The following is an 18661-nucleotide window of genomic DNA, read 5'->3' as shown; positions in this document are numbered from 1 at the left end:
AGATCATGGACCTTATAACATTAATTATAATACTACTGGTTATCGTAGTCGTTGGGCTCACGATACGTTTCCTTGTCTTTAGCGGTCCGCAGAAGATCAATGCCCATGACGCTGAGATCAAAGCATTGAATTATATCCTGGCTGGCGAAAAAGAAACAGCCCTGAAACTGTTGAAAGAGATCGGGAGGAAAAATACATCCAATCTGGGAGTTTTCCTTCAAGTTGGTGATCTGTATCGGCAATTGGGAAATCCTGAGACAGCTCTGAAAGTCCATCTGGATGTTTTGGAACGTCACGGCATCAGTCTGGATATCGAGCTTATGGCTCATGAACGACTTGCTTTGGACTACGAAGCTTTGAACCAATACGGTCACGCTGCCCAGCATGCTGAATCCATTTTAAAGCTGAGTAAAAAGAATTTGTGGGCGCTTAGCGCTCTACATCGGTATGCTGTCAAACAAGGCAAGTGGAAAACCGCCATAAAGGCTTTCCAAAAAGAGAATGTTGCCGGAGGGGTATCAAATCAGCTGCTTCCCGCTATTTACAAAACTCAGGAAGCTCTGCAGGCCAAGACTGCAGGAAAACAGTCTGAGGCGATCTCATTGCTCAAGCAGGCGATCAAATTGAATAGCCAATGCGCAACTCCTTACTATCACCTCGGTCGGATTCGACAGGAAGAGGGAAATTATAAGCATGCCATTGATTTCTATTCCACCTTCGCTGAACTTGACCCAACTGCTGGAAGTATCATATTTTCTGATATCGAAAAGATGTATTTTGAACTCGGACAATTTGAACAAGTCGAACAGTTCTACCAGAGATTGCATAAAAGACAGCCTGAAAATCTGGAAGTGGTTATTGGCCTGGCCAACTATTTTGAGCGCAAAGGTGAATACCGGGATGCTCTGAATCTCTTGGAAGAGGTTAAAAATCCGGATTATAACAATCTGAGTGTGATCCTGGGACACTTGCATATGCTGGATAAACTGGGGCATAAGGATACACTCAAATCAGCAATTGATGATTTTATCGCTGCTGACCGTCAGAATCGAATCCTTAGTTGTCCCAACTGTGATCATATTAATGCTGAACCCAGCTATATTTGTGATAAATGCGGATGGGTAAAACGCGCCTGATCAATACTATGATCCTCCTGATGGCTCTCATCATCGGGATTCCTGTCAGCAGCCTTTGTCAGGATGTGGACGGTCTCTTAACGCTTGTTCATCAGGGAAAGCTGGATAGTGCTGAAACAGTATTATCAGAATTAAGCTTTAAGCACCCTGGACACCCTGGCCTGCGCTATGCCCGTGCTTTGATGCAAACTGATGCGCTACTGGCGGCTGGTCTTTACAAGGATATTGTTCGCAACCATTCCCGGAGCCAATATATGGCCGGAGCTCTCATGCATCTGGGCGAATACTATTATGCTCAGGGTTTGTATGTGCAGAGTCGTCAATTCTTTCTGCGACTTATTCGCTTTCACCCTGATTACAGTGATATTGTCAATGCGGTTAATCTTAGTCTAAGAGCCGGGATCGCTTCCCGGCAAATGGATAGCGTATATATAGATCTGGCAGACATTACCGAGCGGTTTCCCAACACATCATTCGATATACCCGAGGAATTGGATATTACCAGGATTCCTGCTCGAGCAAAACTCCCGGTTGAGTCGGATCGAACACAACCACTGATCACCGCTCCACTGCGAGGATTGGGGGAAGGGGTAGTTACAAGTACAAACCAACCGAAAGGGGAATACACCTTGCAGGCTGGAGCATTTGGCGATTACAATAATGCAAGACGTCTGGCTGACCAAATCGAGTCCATCGGTTATACGACAACCATAAAAGAACGAATAAGCAATGGCAAGACCCTCTATCTGATCATGGTTGGTGACTTTTCGGACAGGACTGCGGCCATGAGTGTTTCAGATATGCTGGAAGCTGCGCTGGGTATTCCTTCTTTCCCGGTTGCGATCAATTAATACCAATTGCACTTCTGAATGCGCTGTGGTAACGCTTCCAGGTGTAGTAAAAATGGAAAAATGAAAAATTCATCATGTATTTTGGGATGAAATTTGTATAACATGGGAATGTATGTGGTCCGGTGGCCACTGCAGCCTTCAAAGCTGTTATGCCGGTGGAGAGCCGGCGGATAGGTTCGACTCCTATACATTCCCGCTAACCAATTCAAGATATCGACACATGATGTTTCCTGGAATTGCATGACAGTATGAACAAAAATATCAAATTAACCGATCAGTGGATAAGTAGGTTCAGATTCATTGTTCTTGCTACTTTTAGTTTGCTGGTGATCTCATGCAGCCAGGGACTACGTCTTAAGAATTTGGTTAATTATCCGGTAACACTATTCTCATTAAGTGCTCTTGATACACTTAAGATCCCTCCGGATGTTGTTAAATATTTGGGTAATGAAGAAACTACCTTTCGACGAATAGAAACAGATCTGCGTATTCAGGGACGGCAAGTTGCTCGTCCGGTCTGGCAAAGTGAACTCCAGGGCTGCTTTGCGGTGGGGAATGGTGCAAATGTCCATATCCAGGATTTTAATTTCAAAGGAAGCTCTGGCGATACAGTCTTGATCAGAATTGACTCAGGTCGCGTTATCCTGGAGAATTGTGATGTGAGCGGTGGTGATGCCTGGTCCATACAGGTTGGTTTAGCCGGTGATCTCGAATTGAGGAATGTCCGTTTTACAGATAATGGATCAGGGGCTATCAAACTCGATGGGGGGCAGGTCAAGATCTATAATAGTGAATTTGATCAGGCAGGCGAAACCGCTATTTATGCTGCCAGTGGCAGTCTTCTGGAAGCACATGAAGTGATCCTGACCAACACCATGGGGACAGCATTTGAATTAAATAGTGTATCAGAAGTGTGGCTGGATTCTGTTAAGGTCATAGATTCTTTTCAAGATGGAATCAGTCTGCAGAATTGTGATTTCGTACTGATCAGTCAAGTCGAATCACGGGGAAATGGTCGACATGGGCTGCGACTCCGAAATGCCACTATTAGTGGTCTCTTGAATTACTCCGCCATTGGCAATTTAGTCCACGGAATGGTGATCGAAAATGTTGACACCCTGAGAGTTGTCAATTCTGAATTTGTCGGTAATGGTGAAAATGGAGCCTTGATCCATTCTGCAGACAGAAATAGAATGGCTGGAGTGAGGGTTGAGCACAACGGTAGTAGCGGGTTTCAGATCACCGGTGGGCAGGAATTGCTCATTCATCATTCTTCATTTCAGGCCAATCCGACTTTAGCTCTGGGAGTGGACTCTTTGGCATCAGTGCAGATCAAACACACCAGTATAATGAATAATGGAACCGGACTACGTGTGAACCACTTCGCAGATGTCGAGTTAAACAACAATCTTCTGGTGTCAAATAAAGCCAGCGCCGCATCCTTCAAGCATGGAACAATGCTGGTACTGACAATGAATCTACTGAAAGAGAATCAGCTGGGTTATTTCGGGGAAGATATCCTGAATGTTCAACTCGACTCTAACCGAGTGGAGTCGAATGAGCTGGGAGGTGATTTTCGTTCGGTAGCTCGCTTGACAATGACCCAAAACATATGGAAGAACAATGGCACATCAGGTTATTTCTCACAAATGGGCTCAATAGTAAGCAATCATGATCAATGGATATCAAACCATGAGCACGCGTTTGAAATTTTAGCTGCTGAAAAATTGATCCTGTCAAATTCAGTAATAAAGGGCAACCGTAATGCAGGTTTGTTGAATCAGGTGTCTGCCAAATTAGAGGGTTGTGTTTTTGATTCAAGTAGTGGGTATGCTTTGAAAGTGATGAATGGCTCCCTGGTTGTGCATGACTCGCGCTTTGAGTCCAATAAAGTTGGCATAGACCTGAACGAAGGCAGTCGTGCTCAAATAGTACAAAGCCAATTTGTTCAAAACGAACTTGCTATTAATGCCCGAGCCTCCGTTTCGCTCTCAATGTCATTTTGTGAGATCCATAGAGCTCGGGCAGGATTGACTCTAGGCAACTATGTGGAAGCGGAGATCCTTTCGAACCATTTTGATGAGATCGATGACTATTCCATTCGTATAACTGGTCCGCATCTGCAACGTTTGTACTTGAGACAAAATGTGATCAGTCGAACCGGTGGTATTATCAAGTCTCTTAGTAGTTCTGGGACTGTTGATGTGATCAGCAACACTTTTGCTCACAATGGCAGCGGATTTCAGGTACAGAAGAGAAGCATAGATCGTTTGGATCACAATATATTTTTCCAAACCTATCTGCTAGATCCAGAAATGATGAAGGATCTCAACCAGATCAAATCAAATTGCTTCTATCCTCAAAGTAAGCAGGAACACCCCGCTGTACTGGAAGAATCCAATCATTATCTTGATCCACAATTTGATGATAAGTATTACCTGACACCTCGATCCCCCTGTCTACAGGATGGAAAAAATGGATTGCTGATCGGTGCACTGGGGACCATACCGGAAAAACGTCCGATCTTAAAACCGTAAAAATCAGGGAACGCAACCGGGAGACTGAGGTACAATAAGCCATGATCAGATCAATTGATTGAAAATGATTTAAAGGGTTAAACAATTAAGATGGTAAACATAAAAAAGATATTTGGTTATCTATTGATCGTTTCACTAACCGTTCAGGCTCAGGTTGGTAATTGGAACAATTTGCCGACCTTGACTGAGATTCGCACGCTGCTCCCGCTGGAAGATAAAGTGATATTAGCCAGCAATGGTGGAGTTCTAGTCTATACCAAGTCTCAGGGCACCTTCACTTTTGGGATCCATGGGGAACAGACCGACAACTTGGATGTGAATTCAATATTTATAGATTCTGATAGTTTATTATGGGTTGGATCCAGGAGTCCCGGACCCATAGTGGAAGTTATTGATCTGGTGACCAATCTACGTTACCCCGTGGAATTTGTAGATCTTGATCAGGTCAACAGTTTTGTACAAATCGGTGATTCTGTCTACGCAACCTATCAAAATGATCTGGAAGGTGGAATACTTCTCTATCGAAAAACAAATGGCAAAATAGAATACCTGGATCAGTTTAGCAATTTTCCGGATCTTGGTTCTCTGGATCTTACCTCAGTTGGGGATATTCAATACCTTGACGGTAAACTTATATTTAGAACCACCAAAAACATTCTTTGGGTAGAATTGGATGGCAGCAATTTGAAAGATCCGATTAACTGGAACATTGTGACCATCCCCAGCAACGATTTGAAGATTTCCAGCATGATCTCCTACGGTGATATCATTTTAGCGGGATGTGACAACATCTTATATGAATATGACTTTCAGGAACTGAATGAGTTGGTTGTGGCTGGAGCAAAAATTATTGATATACCAGAGAACCAGACCTCAGATGGCTGGATCACCATGGCAACTGCCTGGGGTATCTATGAATACAATCTGGTATCAGGCGATTATGAACAGTTACAGAGCAAAGCTGGTATTCTCAGTGCAGGAGCTTACAATAACGAGGTATGGTTGGCCAGTACTGTAGATTTTTTATCACTTTGGACACCACAGACCTATGCGGTTTATTCTGCAAATCGTCCCAGAGATCATTTTTTCAATCGGATGCTGATAGTTCCCAACGGAGATCTCGTTGGAGCAGCCCATGGTGGGATCAGCATTCAGACCAGTTTGGGTTGGCGTACTATCCGACCAGGTGGAAGCAATAGTAGTTTCGATGAAGGTCTGTATAATTGGGATGAGATGATCGTAGATACCTTGGAATACAGGGGTAATGCAGTTGTGGAAGATCTGATAATTGATCATGATGATAACCTGTATTTTGCTCTTCAAGGACGCGGCGTACTAAAGCTGGGAAGTGGTTCAGTTTTCTATGATGCGACTAATGCTGTTCTGGAGCCGACTTTTGATAGTGATGCATATATCCTACCCACGCAAATGGCAGTTGATAGCCACAACAATGTATGGCTTACAACAAAATTCATTCGACAAGGCGGGAATGCTCTAACAATCCTGGGGTCAGATGGAGCCGTTCATCATGTCGCTCAGGGTCAAACTGGTATTGACAGTCGCACCGTAAAATCTATTGCTATTGATAACAATGACCTGGTCTGGATCGGCTCTCAAGTTCGGACAGAATTGCAGGCATCGGGTGGTATTCATTTTATTGATTTTCATGGTAATGTAGGATCTACAGGTGAATATAGCATCTCCAGTCTGAAGAGCGCCCCCCTGGCCTCAAATGAGATCCTCCAGCTTGAAGTCGATGCCCGTAACACACTTTGGATCCTGACACCCTCAGGTGTTCAGAGCATGTTGCTGCCAGATACCTGGAGGAATTCAACAGAACTTAAAAATTGGGCCAGTATTCACATGACCACCAAAGATCCCGAGTTTTACTATTACTGGCAATTGACTGATTATAATGTGACCGGTATTGAAATTGATCAACGTGGTAATCACTGGTTTCTGTCTTCAAACGCCGGAGTCCACGTATTACAAGACAACGGGCGTTGGATCAATGGGGGCTATGGTTACAATACTGGTAATTCTGATCTGTTGGATAATGAGATCTATTCCATCGCGTTTGATCCAATTTCAGGTCAAACCTATTTTTCCACTCCCAAGGGTATCTCTATACTTAATACACCTTTTGCTGATCCTAAAGAGAATTACTCCAGCATTCACATATATCCGCAACCTTTTAACCCCACTATTCATGAGCAGGTTATTATTCAAGGTTTGATGGACCATTCGTCTGTGAAAATTCTAACGATCTCTGGAACCATGGTGAGGGAGTTAACCTCTCAAGCTTATGAGGTTCAAGGGTTCGAGGCTCACTGGGATGGTCGTGATACAGGAGGAGACCTGGTTGGCAGTGGTGTTTATCTACTTTATCTCTTTAATGAGGATGGAGCAGCATCCAGCCAGAAACTGGCAGTTTTGCGCTAGTGTCAAGTCAACCCTGTTCCTCACGGTATCGCAAACGAGCCTCGCTTTTTTTATGAAATTCTGCTGAAAGAACTATATGGTTGGCTTTAGCCTTCTCGTTCAGTGATATATCGCTCAGCTTCCAGAGCTGCCATGCATCCATTTCCGGCAGCTGTGATCGCTTGACGATAAACATGATCCCGGACATCTCCGGCAGCAAAAATGCCTGGGATATCAGTTGCTGTTGAGTCTGATTTGGTAATCAGATATCCCGTGTCATCAGTTTTCAGGATGTTTTTGAAAAGATCAGTATTGGGCTTGTGTCCAATAGCCATAAATATACCGTCAATTGACTGTTCCCGGGTTTCACCAGTCACTGTATCCTTCAAGATCGCACCAACCACGCCTCCCTGGTCTGGTTCGCCTAAAACTTCGTCAATGGTTGTGTTCCAGAGAACTTCAACTTTGGGATTATCGAGTACGCGTTTGCGCATGATCTTGGAACCTCGGAATTCATCGCGACGATGGATCAGATATACTTTAGAGGCAAACTTGGTTAGAAAACCGGCTTCCTCCAACGCTGAATCACCACCCCCAACAACAAAAACCTCTTTATCACGGTAGAAAAATCCATCGCACGTGGCACAGGCAGACACGCCAAAGCCTTTGAGCTTTTCTTCAGAAGCTAATCCTAAATATTTGGCTGTAGCTCCGGTGGCGATGATCACGGTGTCAGCTGTATATTCTTTTTCACCAACCCAGACATGGTGTAGCTGCTCAGAGAAGTCTACTTTTGTCACATATTCGAACTTTGATTCAGCCCCAAAACGTACGGCCTGTTTCCGCATAACATCCATAAGGTCCGGACCGGTTATTCCGTCTACAAAACCAGGATAATTCTCCACATCATTGGTGGTTGTAAGTTGTCCACCTGGCTGATCACCTTCAAATATTACAGGGGCCAGGTTTGCGCGTGCGGCATAGATGGCAGCGGTCAATCCAGCAGGACCGGAACCGATGATAATGACTTCTTTGTGAATCTGTTCAGACATATTTAACTCCAAATTATTTATTGTACGACTGGTGATAGCATGATCCCAGAAGTATGATTGCACTTCAAACTAGCAGATTGTTTGAGCACGAGATGTCAGCAATGTTACAAAATCGCTAACTTTCCGATTCTATCCCCAGATCATCGATCTTACGATAGAGACTGCTCAACCCAATTCCGAGAACTTCTGCTACTTTGGCTTTATCATGGTCATGACGTTCCAGGATATTCAAAATATGTGATTGTTCAAATTCGCGAGATGCTTCTTTGAGGTTATCCGGAAAGGTCGAATCCACAGATTCCCGAGCTCTTTCCGGGAGGTCTTCAGTTGTGATCATATCCCCATCACTTAGCAGAACGGCTCGTTCAACAATATTTTCCAACTCACGCACTTCACCCTTCCAGTGGTAGTCGATCAAATGTTTCATGGCGACATTATTTACCCCGATGATGCGTCTTTTTAGCTCATTATTGTATTTGTTAACAAAGTGTTTAACCAGCAGGGGAATATCATCCTTGCGATCGGAAAGAGCCGGTAGATAGATCTCGATGATATTCAAACGATAGTATAGATCCTCTCTGAAAGTACCTCTCTCAACCTCCTTGACCAGATCACGATTGGTGGCAGCGATCAGGCGAACATTGATCGGAATAACGGTGTTGCTGCCCAGGGGCTTGATCTCACGCATTTCGATGACACGTAGTAATTTGACTTGAACCTGGAGTGGGATTTCACCGACCTCATCCAGAAAAAGAGTGCCACCGACAGCGGCTTTAAAAACCCCGTCCTTGTCTTTGGAAGCACCGGTAAAAGCTCCTTTCTTATAGCCGAATAGTTCTGATTCAAAGAGTGTTTCCGGAATGGCACCGCAGTTGATGGCCACAAAGGGGCGGTGAGAGCGCTCAGAACGAGCATGAATAGCGCGAGCCACCAGTTCTTTACCTGTACCACTTCTGCCAGCAACCAATACGGTAGATGTAGAGGGAGCCACCTTATCGATTAGCCGGTACATCTTCTTCATGGCCACGCTTTCTCCGATGATATGCTCATAGTTGTATTGAGCAGAGATCTCCTGTCTCAAAAAACGAACTTCCCGGAGCAATTCCTTGTGCAGATCAACATTCTTGATGCGCAGAATCAGTTCATCAAAATCGATGGGTTTCAAAATGTAATCGATGGCACCGTGACGCATGGCATCAATAGCGGTCTCCGTTGAACCATAGGACGTGATCAATATAAAAAATGTATCAGGAGCTTGCTCTTTAACCTTTTGCAGTAAAGTTACACCGTCCAACTCTGGCATTTTGATGTCAGAGATAATGATGTCATAGTGTAGATCTTCCAGCATTTCCAGAGCCACTTTTCCATTTTCAGCAGTGTAGGTCAGATAACCTTCCTCTGTTAAAACTTCAGAGAGAGAATCTCGAATTTCCTGTTCATCATCTACAATTAATATTGATGTATTGTTCATGCTTATTTTTCCTTTGGTATCTCAATGGAGAAGGTTGCCCCTTCACCAGGCTTGCTATCGACCCGCAATTGTCCCTGCATACTATTAATGATTCCATGGCTGACTGACAACCCCAGGCCGGTTCCTTTTCCCACATCTTTGGTGGTGAAAAAAGGTTCGAAGATCTTATCCATGACTTCGGGATCCATCCCACCACCATTATCCACCACCCGGATATAAACAGATGTTTGACCCTCTAATGTTGTGATCCAGATCGTATCCCCTCGTTCCTTCATGGCATCAAAGGCATTAACCAACAGGTTTACCACCACTTGATGCAATCTATCCGGCGATGCTTTGACTCTGGCAAGTTGTGGTGCTAGATCAAGTTCAATATTGATCTTCTGACTACGATTATCATAGGTCATGAGACCTACTGCATTTTGGATCACATCATTGATTTGCACATACTGAAGATCGGTAGCCTGAGGTCGTGTAAAATCGACCAGTTCGTGGACAATTTTTGTGATACGTTCAATGTTTGCACGAATCCGAGCCAGTTTTGAAATATGATCAGGATGCTTCATCCTACGTTCCAACAGCTGAACCAGGGAAGAGATTGAGGTCAATGGATTCCCAATTTCATGAGCCACACCGGCAGCCAACTGCCCCACTGTAGCCAGGCGATCAGATTGACGCATTTGATGTTCAATAGTTTGGAGCTCTGAGATGTCCCGGATGATCTGGGAGCGTCCAACAACCTTGCCATTGGACAGGAGTGCTGTCTCGGTCAAATTAACAGGAATGTGCCGTCCTTGTTTGTCCAGGCGTTCAGTTTGATAATTTTTAACCTCATTGGCTTCTGTAAGACCATAAGCCAGGCAGAACAATTCACCAGCCTGAAGCAGTTTATGCGGAATCATGATGCCGGCCGCTTGTCCAATTGCTTCTGATGCATTCCAGCCAAAAAGGCGTTCAGCACCCTTGTTCCAGCTTTGAATGCGATTGTCAGGACCAATAGTAATGATAGCATCTGCTGAATTTTCAACAATGTTGCGGTAGCGGTTCTCGGTTGTTGAAAGTTGCTCTATGAGTTGAGCCCGAAAATGATAGATGATCCAGATGGTCCAGCCTACTAGTAGGGCGAAGACCATCAGACCCTTGACCACCAGTTTTGTGAAGTCTGAAGGGCTGCCACTCTGGGGAAAGATCTGGATCTCAAGAATTTCCCAGATTCCCAGGACAAATAGAATAACACTAAAGCTGGCCAATAGTAGCCAGCCCAGGTGAAAGGTGTGAGCAGTCTCGATAAATTTATGCCAATATTTATGCATCGCGGTGAAGGTAATTCTCAAAATTGGGAAAACTAGGTTTATGGTGTTGGGGGTTGGATGTTAGGCGTTAGAAGTTAGGTGCTAGTTGTAGGAATGTCTCGTTAACCACCAACTTCAGTTGGTGGGCTTTGGCAAATCGACAATCCCCGGGTTCACACCCAAGGCTACTGCTCGTGCAGGCAAATGATTCATAGCTTAGGTCAGATTAATTATTTAAGCGCCAAAATAAGTTGACACACCTTACCCTCCGATTATATTGCTGCTCAAATGGGGCCTTAGCTCAGTTGGGAGAGCGCTTGACTGGCAGTCAAGAGGTCATCGGTTCGATCCCGTTAGGCTCCACCCCCCAAGCCCTGGCAGACTTCGTTTGCTGGGGCTATTTCTATTTCAAAGGATTGAGTATTGGAAGATGATTTTCACGATGGTTGTCCAGAGATAGTATACTGCCAAAAATAGTAATGTCAGCCAATGCGCAACTCTGTTTAATTAAGAAAATATGTCTATGCAGCATGCTAAACTGGAATACATCAAAGAGTATGAAGGAAGTGTGAGTATTAGCTACGATCGAGTCTTTAAGGAAAAACAAGAAAAATGAAATTGAATTAGCTGAAAATCGACCTTTGACCCGCTCGATTTATTTTTATTTTAATATCGTGATAACGGCCAATAACCAATCACCACCCCTCCAAAAACCCCTGCAAGATTTTGCGTCTCAATTCATCGACTGGATAACTACTTTTGCAATTTCTGGGTAAGGAAATTCCGTCTCCCCTTACCCTCGCCTCCGGCATACTCGGCATCTCATTTTCTTCGCTCCAACGCATCATTCGTGATGGCGCTGGTATGGTCACTACAAAATCTCTTAGTCTGGAGCCCCGTATTGGTCACGAGGGTCCCATTATCGCTGAATTTGATGGCGGTTTGATCAACTCGGTGGGCTTGACCAACCCCGGTATTCAGGATGGACTGCTGGAAGTAGAAAAATTCCATAAAGAATTTGAAGGTGTCTCCATTGTTAGTGTCTTTGGAGGCAATGCAGCTGAATTTGTTCGTCTCGCGAAAGCGGTGAATAGCTCAAGCGCAGACCTGTTGGAGCTAAATCTATCCTGCCCTAATGTGGAAGATGAATTCAAACGCCCCTTTGCCTTGATGCCGGAAAAGATCACCGAGATCGTATCTGCAGTCGGGGCGGTGAGCCAAATTCCAGTTCTGGCAAAATTATCACCCAATGCCTACGATGTAGCCGAAATGGCCACGCTGGCTGAAGCAGCAGGTGCTGATGGTATCACCATGATCAATACCCTGGGACATGGGATGGTGATCGATGCCATTGCCCGACGACCTGTCCTGCGCAATAATTTTGGAGGTATCTCCGGCCCCTGCATCAAGCCATTGGCTCTGAAACTCATCCATGATGTGTATCAAAAAGTGGACATTCCAATACTGGGAACCGGGGGTGTAAGCAATGGCTTGGATGCCGTGGAAATGATGATGGCAGGTGCTTCTGCAGTAGCCATTGGCTCAGCTGTCTATGAACGTGGTCTGGATGTCTTTAGATCAACCAGGCTTGAGATGGAAGCCTTCATGGAAACCCATGACTATGCTGACTATTCAGACCTGATCGGGTTACTCGAGGAAAATTAGACATGCTGGAACCACGGATTGCACGGATTACACAGATGATTATTGAATCCGGAAAAACAACGAGGTACAACGAAACAAACTGCTCTCAGCGGCTCTGCGGTCTTTGCGAGAGGCAAGTATTAAGGAATGTTTAGTTTTGAAACGTGATCGCCAAACCCTCCCCATTGTCGCCATCCGCGAAGAGAACGTCTCCTTACGTACCTTTACCTTTGAAACCTCCCTGCAGGCTCTGCCCGGACAGTTCATCATGTTAACAGTATTCAGCCAGGGCGAAAAACCATTTTCAATTCTGGACGTGACCGAATCTTCATTCTCCATGACCATTAAGAATATTGGACCATTCACTGAGCGCTTATTCCAAATGGATGTGGGAGATATCATCTCGATCAGGGGACCTTATGGTCAACCTTTTTCACAGGAAACTGGTCGGATCCTCATGGTGGGAGGGGGCTATGCCACACCACCTCTGCGCTTTCAAGCCAAGGTACTAAGGGAGGCTGGAGTTCGCTACCTGGTGAACGTCAATGGAGCTCGTAGCGAAACAGACTTGCTATATGTCCCCGATTTCATGGATTATTGTGATCGTTCTTTGATTGCCACCGATGATGGTTCTCAGGGATACAGAGGAACCAGTGTCGCTGTTATGCAGGATGTCCTGGGCGAAGAATCCTTTGATCGGATTTACATCTCCGGACCGGAAAAGATGATGAAAGCTGCCACAACCGTAGCCAGACAGTTTGGTGTTCCCTTTGAGGTCAATCTGGAGCGTTATATGAAATGCGGTGTTGGTGTTTGTGGCTCCTGTGTCATGGATCCTCACGGCTTCATCCTGTGTATGGAAGGTCCAGTTGTGGATCACAAAACTTTGGATAAACTGGAAGAATTTGGCGTTTCACATCGGGATAAAACCGGCCGGATCACAGCACTTTGAGAAAAGGTTTAACCACACGGCTACGCTTTATTAGCTACGCCGCGCAGGCAGAGAGCACAGAGGACACAGAGACGATGGTATGGTTCATGAAATGGGGAAGCAACCTGTTGTTCAGTTCGTCTTTTTCGCTCAATTCGCAGTGAGCTTTTGATAAATGAGAATTATCTATTTGAAAATGGAGCAACAGGAATACAAAAAATATGGGAGGTTACAAAAATATTATTTTGTGATTCCTGGTGTCTTGGTGGCCAAAAAAAATGGAGATAAGAAATAGTGGAAAATGGTAAACGAACCCTGATCCTGGACCTGCACCGCATCGGTGCCTTGAAATTTGGCGAATTCAAACTCAAATCAGGCGCCATATCCCCCTTTTATATTGATCTGAGAAGCATCATCTCGTATCCGGAGATCATCAAGAATATTGTACAGTTGCTGAAAGCTGCCATGACCGATAAAAAGTTCGATGTTATTACCGGGATACCCTATACAGCTCTGCCACTGGCAGCTCAATTATCAATTGAGTTAGATACCCCCCTGGTCTATCAACGGAAAGAAGTCAAAGCCTATGGGACGGGAAAATTGATCGAGGGTCACTTCGAAGAAGGGCAGACCTGTCTTATTATTGATGATCTGATCACCACAGGGGAAAGCAAATTCGAAGCTGCAGAAGGCATGGAGCATGCCGGACTCAAGGTGGAGGATTTTATCTGTCTTATTGATCGCAGCTACAATGGAACCGAGATATTGGCCGCTAAGGGCTATAAGTTATCATCCATTATCACGGTTGAGGATATGCTTGCCGTTTTGACAGCAGAAAAACTGATGGATGAGACACTGGCGCAGAAAGTCCGTGATTTTGTGAACCAGCCAGTGGAGAAACCACAGCTGAAATTTACAGACCGTCTGGCTGCCACCACAACTCCCATGACCCGCAAGCTCATGGAGGCCATCCTGCGCAAGGAATCGAACCTGATCCTTTCACTGGATGTGGAAGATAGTGCCAGCTTTTTTCAGATCCTGGATCAGGTAGGTCCCGAGATTTTTATGGTGAAGACCCATATAGACATTATCAAAGATTTCAGAGGTGATTTTATTCCACGCCTCCGTGGTTTGGCTGAAAAGCATGATTTCATCATCTTTGAAGATCGCAAATTTGCGGATATCGGCAGTACGGTACGCAAACAGTTTCGCTCAGGTGTGTATAAGATCGCCGACTGGGCAGAATATGTCACGGTTCACATGATCGCCGGCGAAGCCATTCTGGATGGTCTCTTTGGAGATTTGGAAACACCTCGTTCCAGCTTTTTATTGGCTCGTATGAGTGCCAAGGGAAATCTTATTTCAGAGACCTACACCCGTCAGGTCCTGGATATTGGGAAACGACGTAAAGAATGTGTGAGTGGTTACATCGGTCACGGGGCTGATGTAGAGGATATTAAGCGCTTTCGTAATAAGATCCCCCAGGATCAGTTGTTCCTTATGCCCGGAGTGAACCTGGACAGCAGGGGGGATGGCTTGGGGCAACAGTATCTTATGGTTGAAGATGCAATTATGGGTGGTGCCGATGCCATCATTGTGGGTCGAGGGATCGTTGCCAGCAAGGATCCCGGTGCCGAGGCAAAACGCTACCGCTCTGCCGCCTGGAAAGCTTTTGAAGCAAGAAATAAGTAAGAAGGAAGAAGGAAGAATTTCATGCAAAGAGAGGGTAAAGCTGTTGGAGTCATAAGCTCAACAAAACCTTTGCGCACAACGCGTTCTTTGCGGTTTGAATAAAGTTCTTTAAGGAATTCATCATCATAATAAGTAAAAAGGACGACTGAATGAAACATCTGATTTCCATGCGCGACCTGAACGCGGATAAGATTCTCCAGCTCCTGGCTTTGGCTGAAAGTCTGGAAAAAGATCCCGGCCAGCTCGATCTATCGCGACGGGTTATGGCAGCAGTGTTCTATGAAGCATCAACCCGTACCAGAATGTCGTTTGAATCTGCCATGAAACGGTTGGGTGGTGAAGTAATAGCCATGGTGGGAACCAGCGGCACTTCAGTGGAAAAAGGTGAGACCCTGGCCGATACAACCAAAGTTATCGCTCGTTATGCTGACATCATTGTTATCAGGCATCCCATGGAAGGGGCTGCCCGCTATGTCTCTGAACAAGTTGATATTCCTGTGATCAATGCAGGTGATGGCGCCAACCAACATCCAACTCAATCACTTCTGGATTTGTATACTATTAAGAAAGCCCAGGGAACCCTTGAGGGTTTAAAGCTGGCTCTCGTAGGTGACCTGAAATACGGTCGCACCGTACATTCATTGGCCTACGCTTTGGCTCCCTTCAATCCGGAGTTTTATTTCATTTCCCCAAAATCATTGGGTATGCCGAATCATATTCTGAATGACCTCACCAGGATGGGTGTCAAATTTATAGAAAAAACCAAGATCAATAAGATAGTAGATAATATTGATATCTTGTATGTGACCCGGATCCAACGCGAAAGGTTTCCAGATCGCGAAGAATACGAGAAGGTCAAGAACGCCTATATCATTACGGCGGATCTTTTGAAGAACGCCAAGGATAATCTGAAGGTCATGCATCCCTTACCCCGAGTCAATGAGATCACCACAGATGTTGATTCAACAAAATATGCTTACTATTTCGATCAAGCTGAAAACGGAGTTTATATGCGTCAGGCTATTCTGGCAACTCTGCTAGGGGAGGTGAAGTGATGAAAGTCATGAAGGTAGATGCCATCCGAAATGGTACTGTGATCGATCATATTCCGGCTGGGCGAGGTCAACGAGTTCTTGGTATTCTGAAGCCCCGGGGAAGCGATGTGGTTATGATGGGGATGAACTTTTCCAGTAAAGCTATGCAAAAAAAAGACATCATCAAGATCGAGGGACGGGAATTGAATCAGCACGAGGTGAACAGTATTGCCTTGATAGCTCCTGCTGCAAAAGTGAGTATTATCAGAGATTTCAATGTGATCCGGAAGTTTCAGGTTGAAGTGCCTGAAGTAATCGAAGGGCTTGTTGCCTGTCCGAATCCTAAATGCATTACCAATGCTGAACCCATGGTAACTCGCTTCAGGCTATTGGATGCAGCAGGTCCGCAATTGTCATGTCAATACTGCGAGCGGGTGTATACCGCGGATGAGATGGATCATATATAGAACGAATTGTGAATGATGAATGGTGAATGGTGAATGGTGAATGGTGAATGGTGAATGATGAATGGTGAATGGTGAATGATGAATGGTGAATGATGAACACCCGCTTTTGCGAGAAAAAAAATATGGAGAAATAAATGGCTAAAATTGCAATTATTCTAGGCAGCGACAGTGACCTTCCTGTTCTGGATAAAGGATTCAAGATCATTGAACAGTTGGGTCTGGAATTTGAGTTGAGAATCCTCTCAGCCCACCGCACCCATGAAGCGGTCACAGAATATATCGAGAGTCTGGATATAAAAGGGATCGATGTGATCATTGCCGGTGCCGGTAAAGCAGCTCATCTACCAGGTGTTATTGCAGCTCAGACAATCAAGCCGGTAATTGGATTACCTATTCGAGCCAGTCTGGATGGAATCGATGCTTTGTATTCTATCGTCCAGATGCCAGGTGGGATTCCGGTGGCAACAGTAGGCATCAATGCCAGTGACAATGCAGTGCTGCTAGCTGCGCAGATTTTGGCTCTGAAGTTTCCTGAGATTGCCCAAAAGCTGGCCGATCACCGGATAGAAATGCGAGATGTTGTTCTGGAGAAGGATCGGAAGATCCAGGAAAAGTATAATAAGTGATTTAAATATTAGACGAATCGTAGAATTCTGGAAAAGGAAAGAACATGTCTAACGGTAATATTTCAATAAAGTATGATCAAAAAAATCCATACTACAACGGCTCTGTCCAGACACTTTACTCTGTAGTGGATGATCCCAATTTACTGGTCAGTGAAACCAGCCTGGGCGGTTCGGTATTTGATGTGGGAACTATCTTTGATATTAAAGGTAGCGATACTGCCAGAGCAGGTTTTCGGCATCTTGTGTACACCTCATTGATGGATGCTCAGGGGTGGCAGGATATGGAATCATACATCAAGAGGAGCTGGGGAGAGAACTATTTTCATAGCTGGCCGATCATGCGGGAAATCCTCGAAGAAGTAAAAGTTACCGGTCTTAAGACCCATCATCAAGGAATGGTTGGTCGAGAAGACAATGTGCTATATACGGATTCCTTTCCACCTGAACTCAGTAATTTGACATTGATTAAAAAATATGCGATTCACAAACCAGACCCTGTCACATTCATGAATGCACATCTCTATGACTATGAGAAGTACTATGGGAATGATAAATTTGTTATCCCCTTGGAAATGATTGTTCGTTTTGGTGTTACAAGTGGTTCTTCCATCCTTAGAAAGTACAATGCGATGGGTGACTCAGGTAAAAAAGCTTATCTGAATGAGTTAGGTCTTCGCAATGAGTTGGCTCCCTGGCAGACCTTTGAGATCCCGCTTACTGACCTGACTACAAAGTACGAGCCAGAAGATAGAGCCATGCCTAAGCAGGAGGCTCTTCTGGTGTCAGGTATCGGTGGAAAAATGTTCACTGAGTCTTTGACACGTGCCATCCTGGCTGCATTTATGGTTCATCGGATATTCAATAGAATGGGGCTGAATCTTTGGGACTTGAAGTGGGAGCTTGCAAAGGACGGGAATGATCTTGTCTTTGTGGATACACTTGATACAGATTCCGTAAGAGCTACGCTTACCTGCAATGTGGAGGGTCATGATTATATCGTGAACTTCAATAAACAGGCAATGAGAGACTATTATATCATTGTGCATGATGACTGGTATGCAGCAGTCAATAAAACCAAGAAGGAAGCAGCTGTATCTGGTGAGATATTTACAGATATCCTTAAAAAGGGACAGGAACAGGGGTATTATCCTGATACTCCTGTTGTCGATCCTGAGTTTATGCAGATTCAGGAAGAAAAATATCTCATGATCAAAAAATTCATCATGGAAAAAGGGAGTGGTGAGGGATATGAGAAGGAAGTAACTGACATTGCCAGGCGTGAGGTAAAATACTTCCTGAAAACAAAAAATAGAGAATTGTACAAAAAGTTAAATGCAGTTAAATAATGTCTGTGTCTAATGTCTTTGTCTAATGTCTGACAATAAACCGTTAAAACGGTTCTTCGTAACGATGAAAATGAGCAACCCACGACTTAAGTCGTGGGCTACCATTTTTGTGAAACAGGTATTTTAAAGACAAACACTAACTAGATCAGGAAATATGCAAC

14 protein-coding genes and 2 tRNA genes are annotated in these 18661 nt (G+C 44.7%); 13 read left to right on the top strand and 3 right to left on the bottom strand.

Translation table 11 applies throughout. The features are described from left to right. The first annotated feature begins 5 nt into the window (after positions 1 to 5). From U9Q77_14185 to U9Q77_14165, 5 genes are all read left to right on the top strand, one after another. Complete coding sequence (locus tag U9Q77_14185) at positions 6 to 1136, top strand: tetratricopeptide repeat protein (protein MEA3288503.1); 1131 nt, start codon at positions 6 to 8, stop codon at positions 1134 to 1136. Further along, entirely contained in the window at positions 1118 to 1987 is an 870-nt protein-coding gene (locus U9Q77_14180; GenBank protein ID MEA3288502.1) for an SPOR domain-containing protein, read from the top strand. Before U9Q77_14185 ends, U9Q77_14180 begins: the two co-directional genes overlap by 19 nt. Before the next feature lie 104 nt (positions 1988 to 2091). Next, positions 2092 to 2183 (top strand) — tRNA-Sec (locus tag U9Q77_14175). Between the two features lie 52 nt (positions 2184 to 2235). Beyond that, complete coding sequence (locus U9Q77_14170) at positions 2236 to 4524, top strand: right-handed parallel beta-helix repeat-containing protein (GenBank protein MEA3288501.1); 2289 nt, start codon at positions 2236 to 2238, stop codon at positions 4522 to 4524. A gap of 90 nt (positions 4525 to 4614) precedes the next feature. Further along, positions 4615 to 6966: a hypothetical protein gene (locus tag U9Q77_14165; GenBank protein ID MEA3288500.1), complete on the top strand. Its 2352-nt coding sequence runs from the start codon at positions 4615 to 4617 to the stop codon at positions 6964 to 6966. A gap of 86 nt (positions 6967 to 7052) precedes the next feature. Here the strand turns inward: U9Q77_14165 and trxB are convergent, their stop codons facing one another. The 3 genes from trxB to U9Q77_14150 form a co-directional block, all read right to left on the bottom strand. Beyond that, a complete protein-coding gene (trxB, locus tag U9Q77_14160; protein ID MEA3288499.1) occupies positions 7053 to 7997 on the bottom strand; it encodes a thioredoxin-disulfide reductase in 945 nt (314 codons plus the stop codon). A gap of 115 nt (positions 7998 to 8112) precedes the next feature. Continuing rightward, positions 8113 to 9468 carry a sigma-54 dependent transcriptional regulator gene (locus U9Q77_14155; protein MEA3288498.1) on the bottom strand — a complete coding sequence of 452 codons (1356 nt, stop codon included), beginning with the start codon at positions 9466 to 9468 and terminating at the stop codon, positions 8113 to 8115. A gap of 2 nt (positions 9469 to 9470) precedes the next feature. Then, positions 9471 to 10781, bottom strand: a complete 1311-nt coding sequence (locus U9Q77_14150) for an ATP-binding protein (protein ID MEA3288497.1) — start codon at positions 10779 to 10781, stop codon at positions 9471 to 9473. A gap of 269 nt (positions 10782 to 11050) precedes the next feature. Here U9Q77_14150 and U9Q77_14145 point away from each other — a divergent pair. From U9Q77_14145 to U9Q77_14110, 8 genes are all read left to right on the top strand, one after another. Then, positions 11051 to 11123 (top strand) — tRNA-Ala (locus U9Q77_14145). A gap of 396 nt (positions 11124 to 11519) precedes the next feature. Then, positions 11520 to 12425: a dihydroorotate dehydrogenase gene (locus tag U9Q77_14140; protein ID MEA3288496.1), complete on the top strand. Its 906-nt coding sequence runs from the start codon at positions 11520 to 11522 to the stop codon at positions 12423 to 12425. Positions 12426 to 12561: 136 nt separating this feature from the next. Continuing rightward, the gene (locus U9Q77_14135; GenBank protein ID MEA3288495.1) at positions 12562 to 13356 is read left to right on the top strand and encodes a dihydroorotate dehydrogenase electron transfer subunit; all 795 of its coding nucleotides are present in this window, start codon (positions 12562 to 12564) and stop codon (positions 13354 to 13356) included. A gap of 273 nt (positions 13357 to 13629) precedes the next feature. Continuing rightward, on the top strand, positions 13630 to 15027 hold the full coding sequence (gene pyrF, locus U9Q77_14130) for an orotidine-5'-phosphate decarboxylase (protein MEA3288494.1): 1398 nt from the start codon (positions 13630 to 13632) through the stop codon (positions 15025 to 15027). A 149-nt stretch (positions 15028 to 15176) separates the two neighbouring features. Continuing rightward, positions 15177 to 16082 (top strand): aspartate carbamoyltransferase, encoded by a 906-nt coding sequence (gene pyrB, locus U9Q77_14125; GenBank protein MEA3288493.1) that lies wholly within the window; start codon positions 15177 to 15179, stop codon positions 16080 to 16082. Beyond that, positions 16082 to 16528 carry an aspartate carbamoyltransferase regulatory subunit gene (pyrI, locus tag U9Q77_14120; protein ID MEA3288492.1) on the top strand — a complete coding sequence of 149 codons (447 nt, stop codon included), beginning with the start codon at positions 16082 to 16084 and terminating at the stop codon, positions 16526 to 16528. The genes pyrB and pyrI overlap by 1 nt, the downstream gene beginning before the upstream one ends. Positions 16529 to 16662: 134 nt before the next feature. Beyond that, positions 16663 to 17154: a 5-(carboxyamino)imidazole ribonucleotide mutase gene (gene purE / locus U9Q77_14115; GenBank protein ID MEA3288491.1), complete on the top strand. Its 492-nt coding sequence runs from the start codon at positions 16663 to 16665 to the stop codon at positions 17152 to 17154. A 44-nt stretch (positions 17155 to 17198) separates the two neighbouring features. After that, positions 17199 to 18500, top strand: coding sequence for a hypothetical protein (locus tag U9Q77_14110; protein MEA3288490.1), 1302 nt, complete (start codon positions 17199 to 17201; stop codon positions 18498 to 18500). Positions 18501 to 18661 lie beyond the last annotated feature (161 nt).

The organism is Candidatus Neomarinimicrobiota bacterium, from assembly GCA_034716895.1.
GTDB lineage: Bacteria > Fidelibacterota > UBA8477 > UBA8477 > JABMPR01 > JABMPR01.
The sequence above is the reverse complement of the archived record's forward strand: the minus strand, read 5'-3'. Positions and strand labels throughout refer to the sequence as shown.

Excerpts from the sequence above, each read along its gene's own strand:
- U9Q77_14155 (MEA3288498.1), bottom strand. The coding sequence starts at position 9,468 with ATGAACAATACATCAATATTAATTGTAGATGATGAACAGGAAATTCGA.
- pyrB (MEA3288493.1), top strand. The coding sequence starts at position 15,177 with ATGAAACATCTGATTTCCATGCGCGACCTGAACGCGGATAAGATTCTC.
- pyrI (MEA3288492.1), top strand. The coding sequence starts at position 16,082 with ATGAAAGTCATGAAGGTAGATGCCATCCGAAATGGTACTGTGATCGAT.
- U9Q77_14185 (MEA3288503.1), top strand. The coding sequence starts at position 6 with ATGGACCTTATAACATTAATTATAATACTACTGGTTATCGTAGTCGTT.
- trxB (MEA3288499.1), bottom strand. The coding sequence starts at position 7,997 with ATGTCTGAACAGATTCACAAAGAAGTCATTATCATCGGTTCCGGTCCT.
- U9Q77_14165 (MEA3288500.1), top strand. The coding sequence starts at position 4,615 with ATGGTAAACATAAAAAAGATATTTGGTTATCTATTGATCGTTTCACTA.
- U9Q77_14170 (MEA3288501.1), top strand. The coding sequence starts at position 2,236 with ATGAACAAAAATATCAAATTAACCGATCAGTGGATAAGTAGGTTCAGA.
- U9Q77_14110 (MEA3288490.1), top strand. The coding sequence starts at position 17,199 with ATGTCTAACGGTAATATTTCAATAAAGTATGATCAAAAAAATCCATAC.
- U9Q77_14150 (MEA3288497.1), bottom strand. The coding sequence starts at position 10,781 with ATGCATAAATATTGGCATAAATTTATCGAGACTGCTCACACCTTTCAC.
- purE (MEA3288491.1), top strand. The coding sequence starts at position 16,663 with ATGGCTAAAATTGCAATTATTCTAGGCAGCGACAGTGACCTTCCTGTT.
- U9Q77_14180 (MEA3288502.1), top strand. The coding sequence starts at position 1,118 with ATGGGTAAAACGCGCCTGATCAATACTATGATCCTCCTGATGGCTCTC.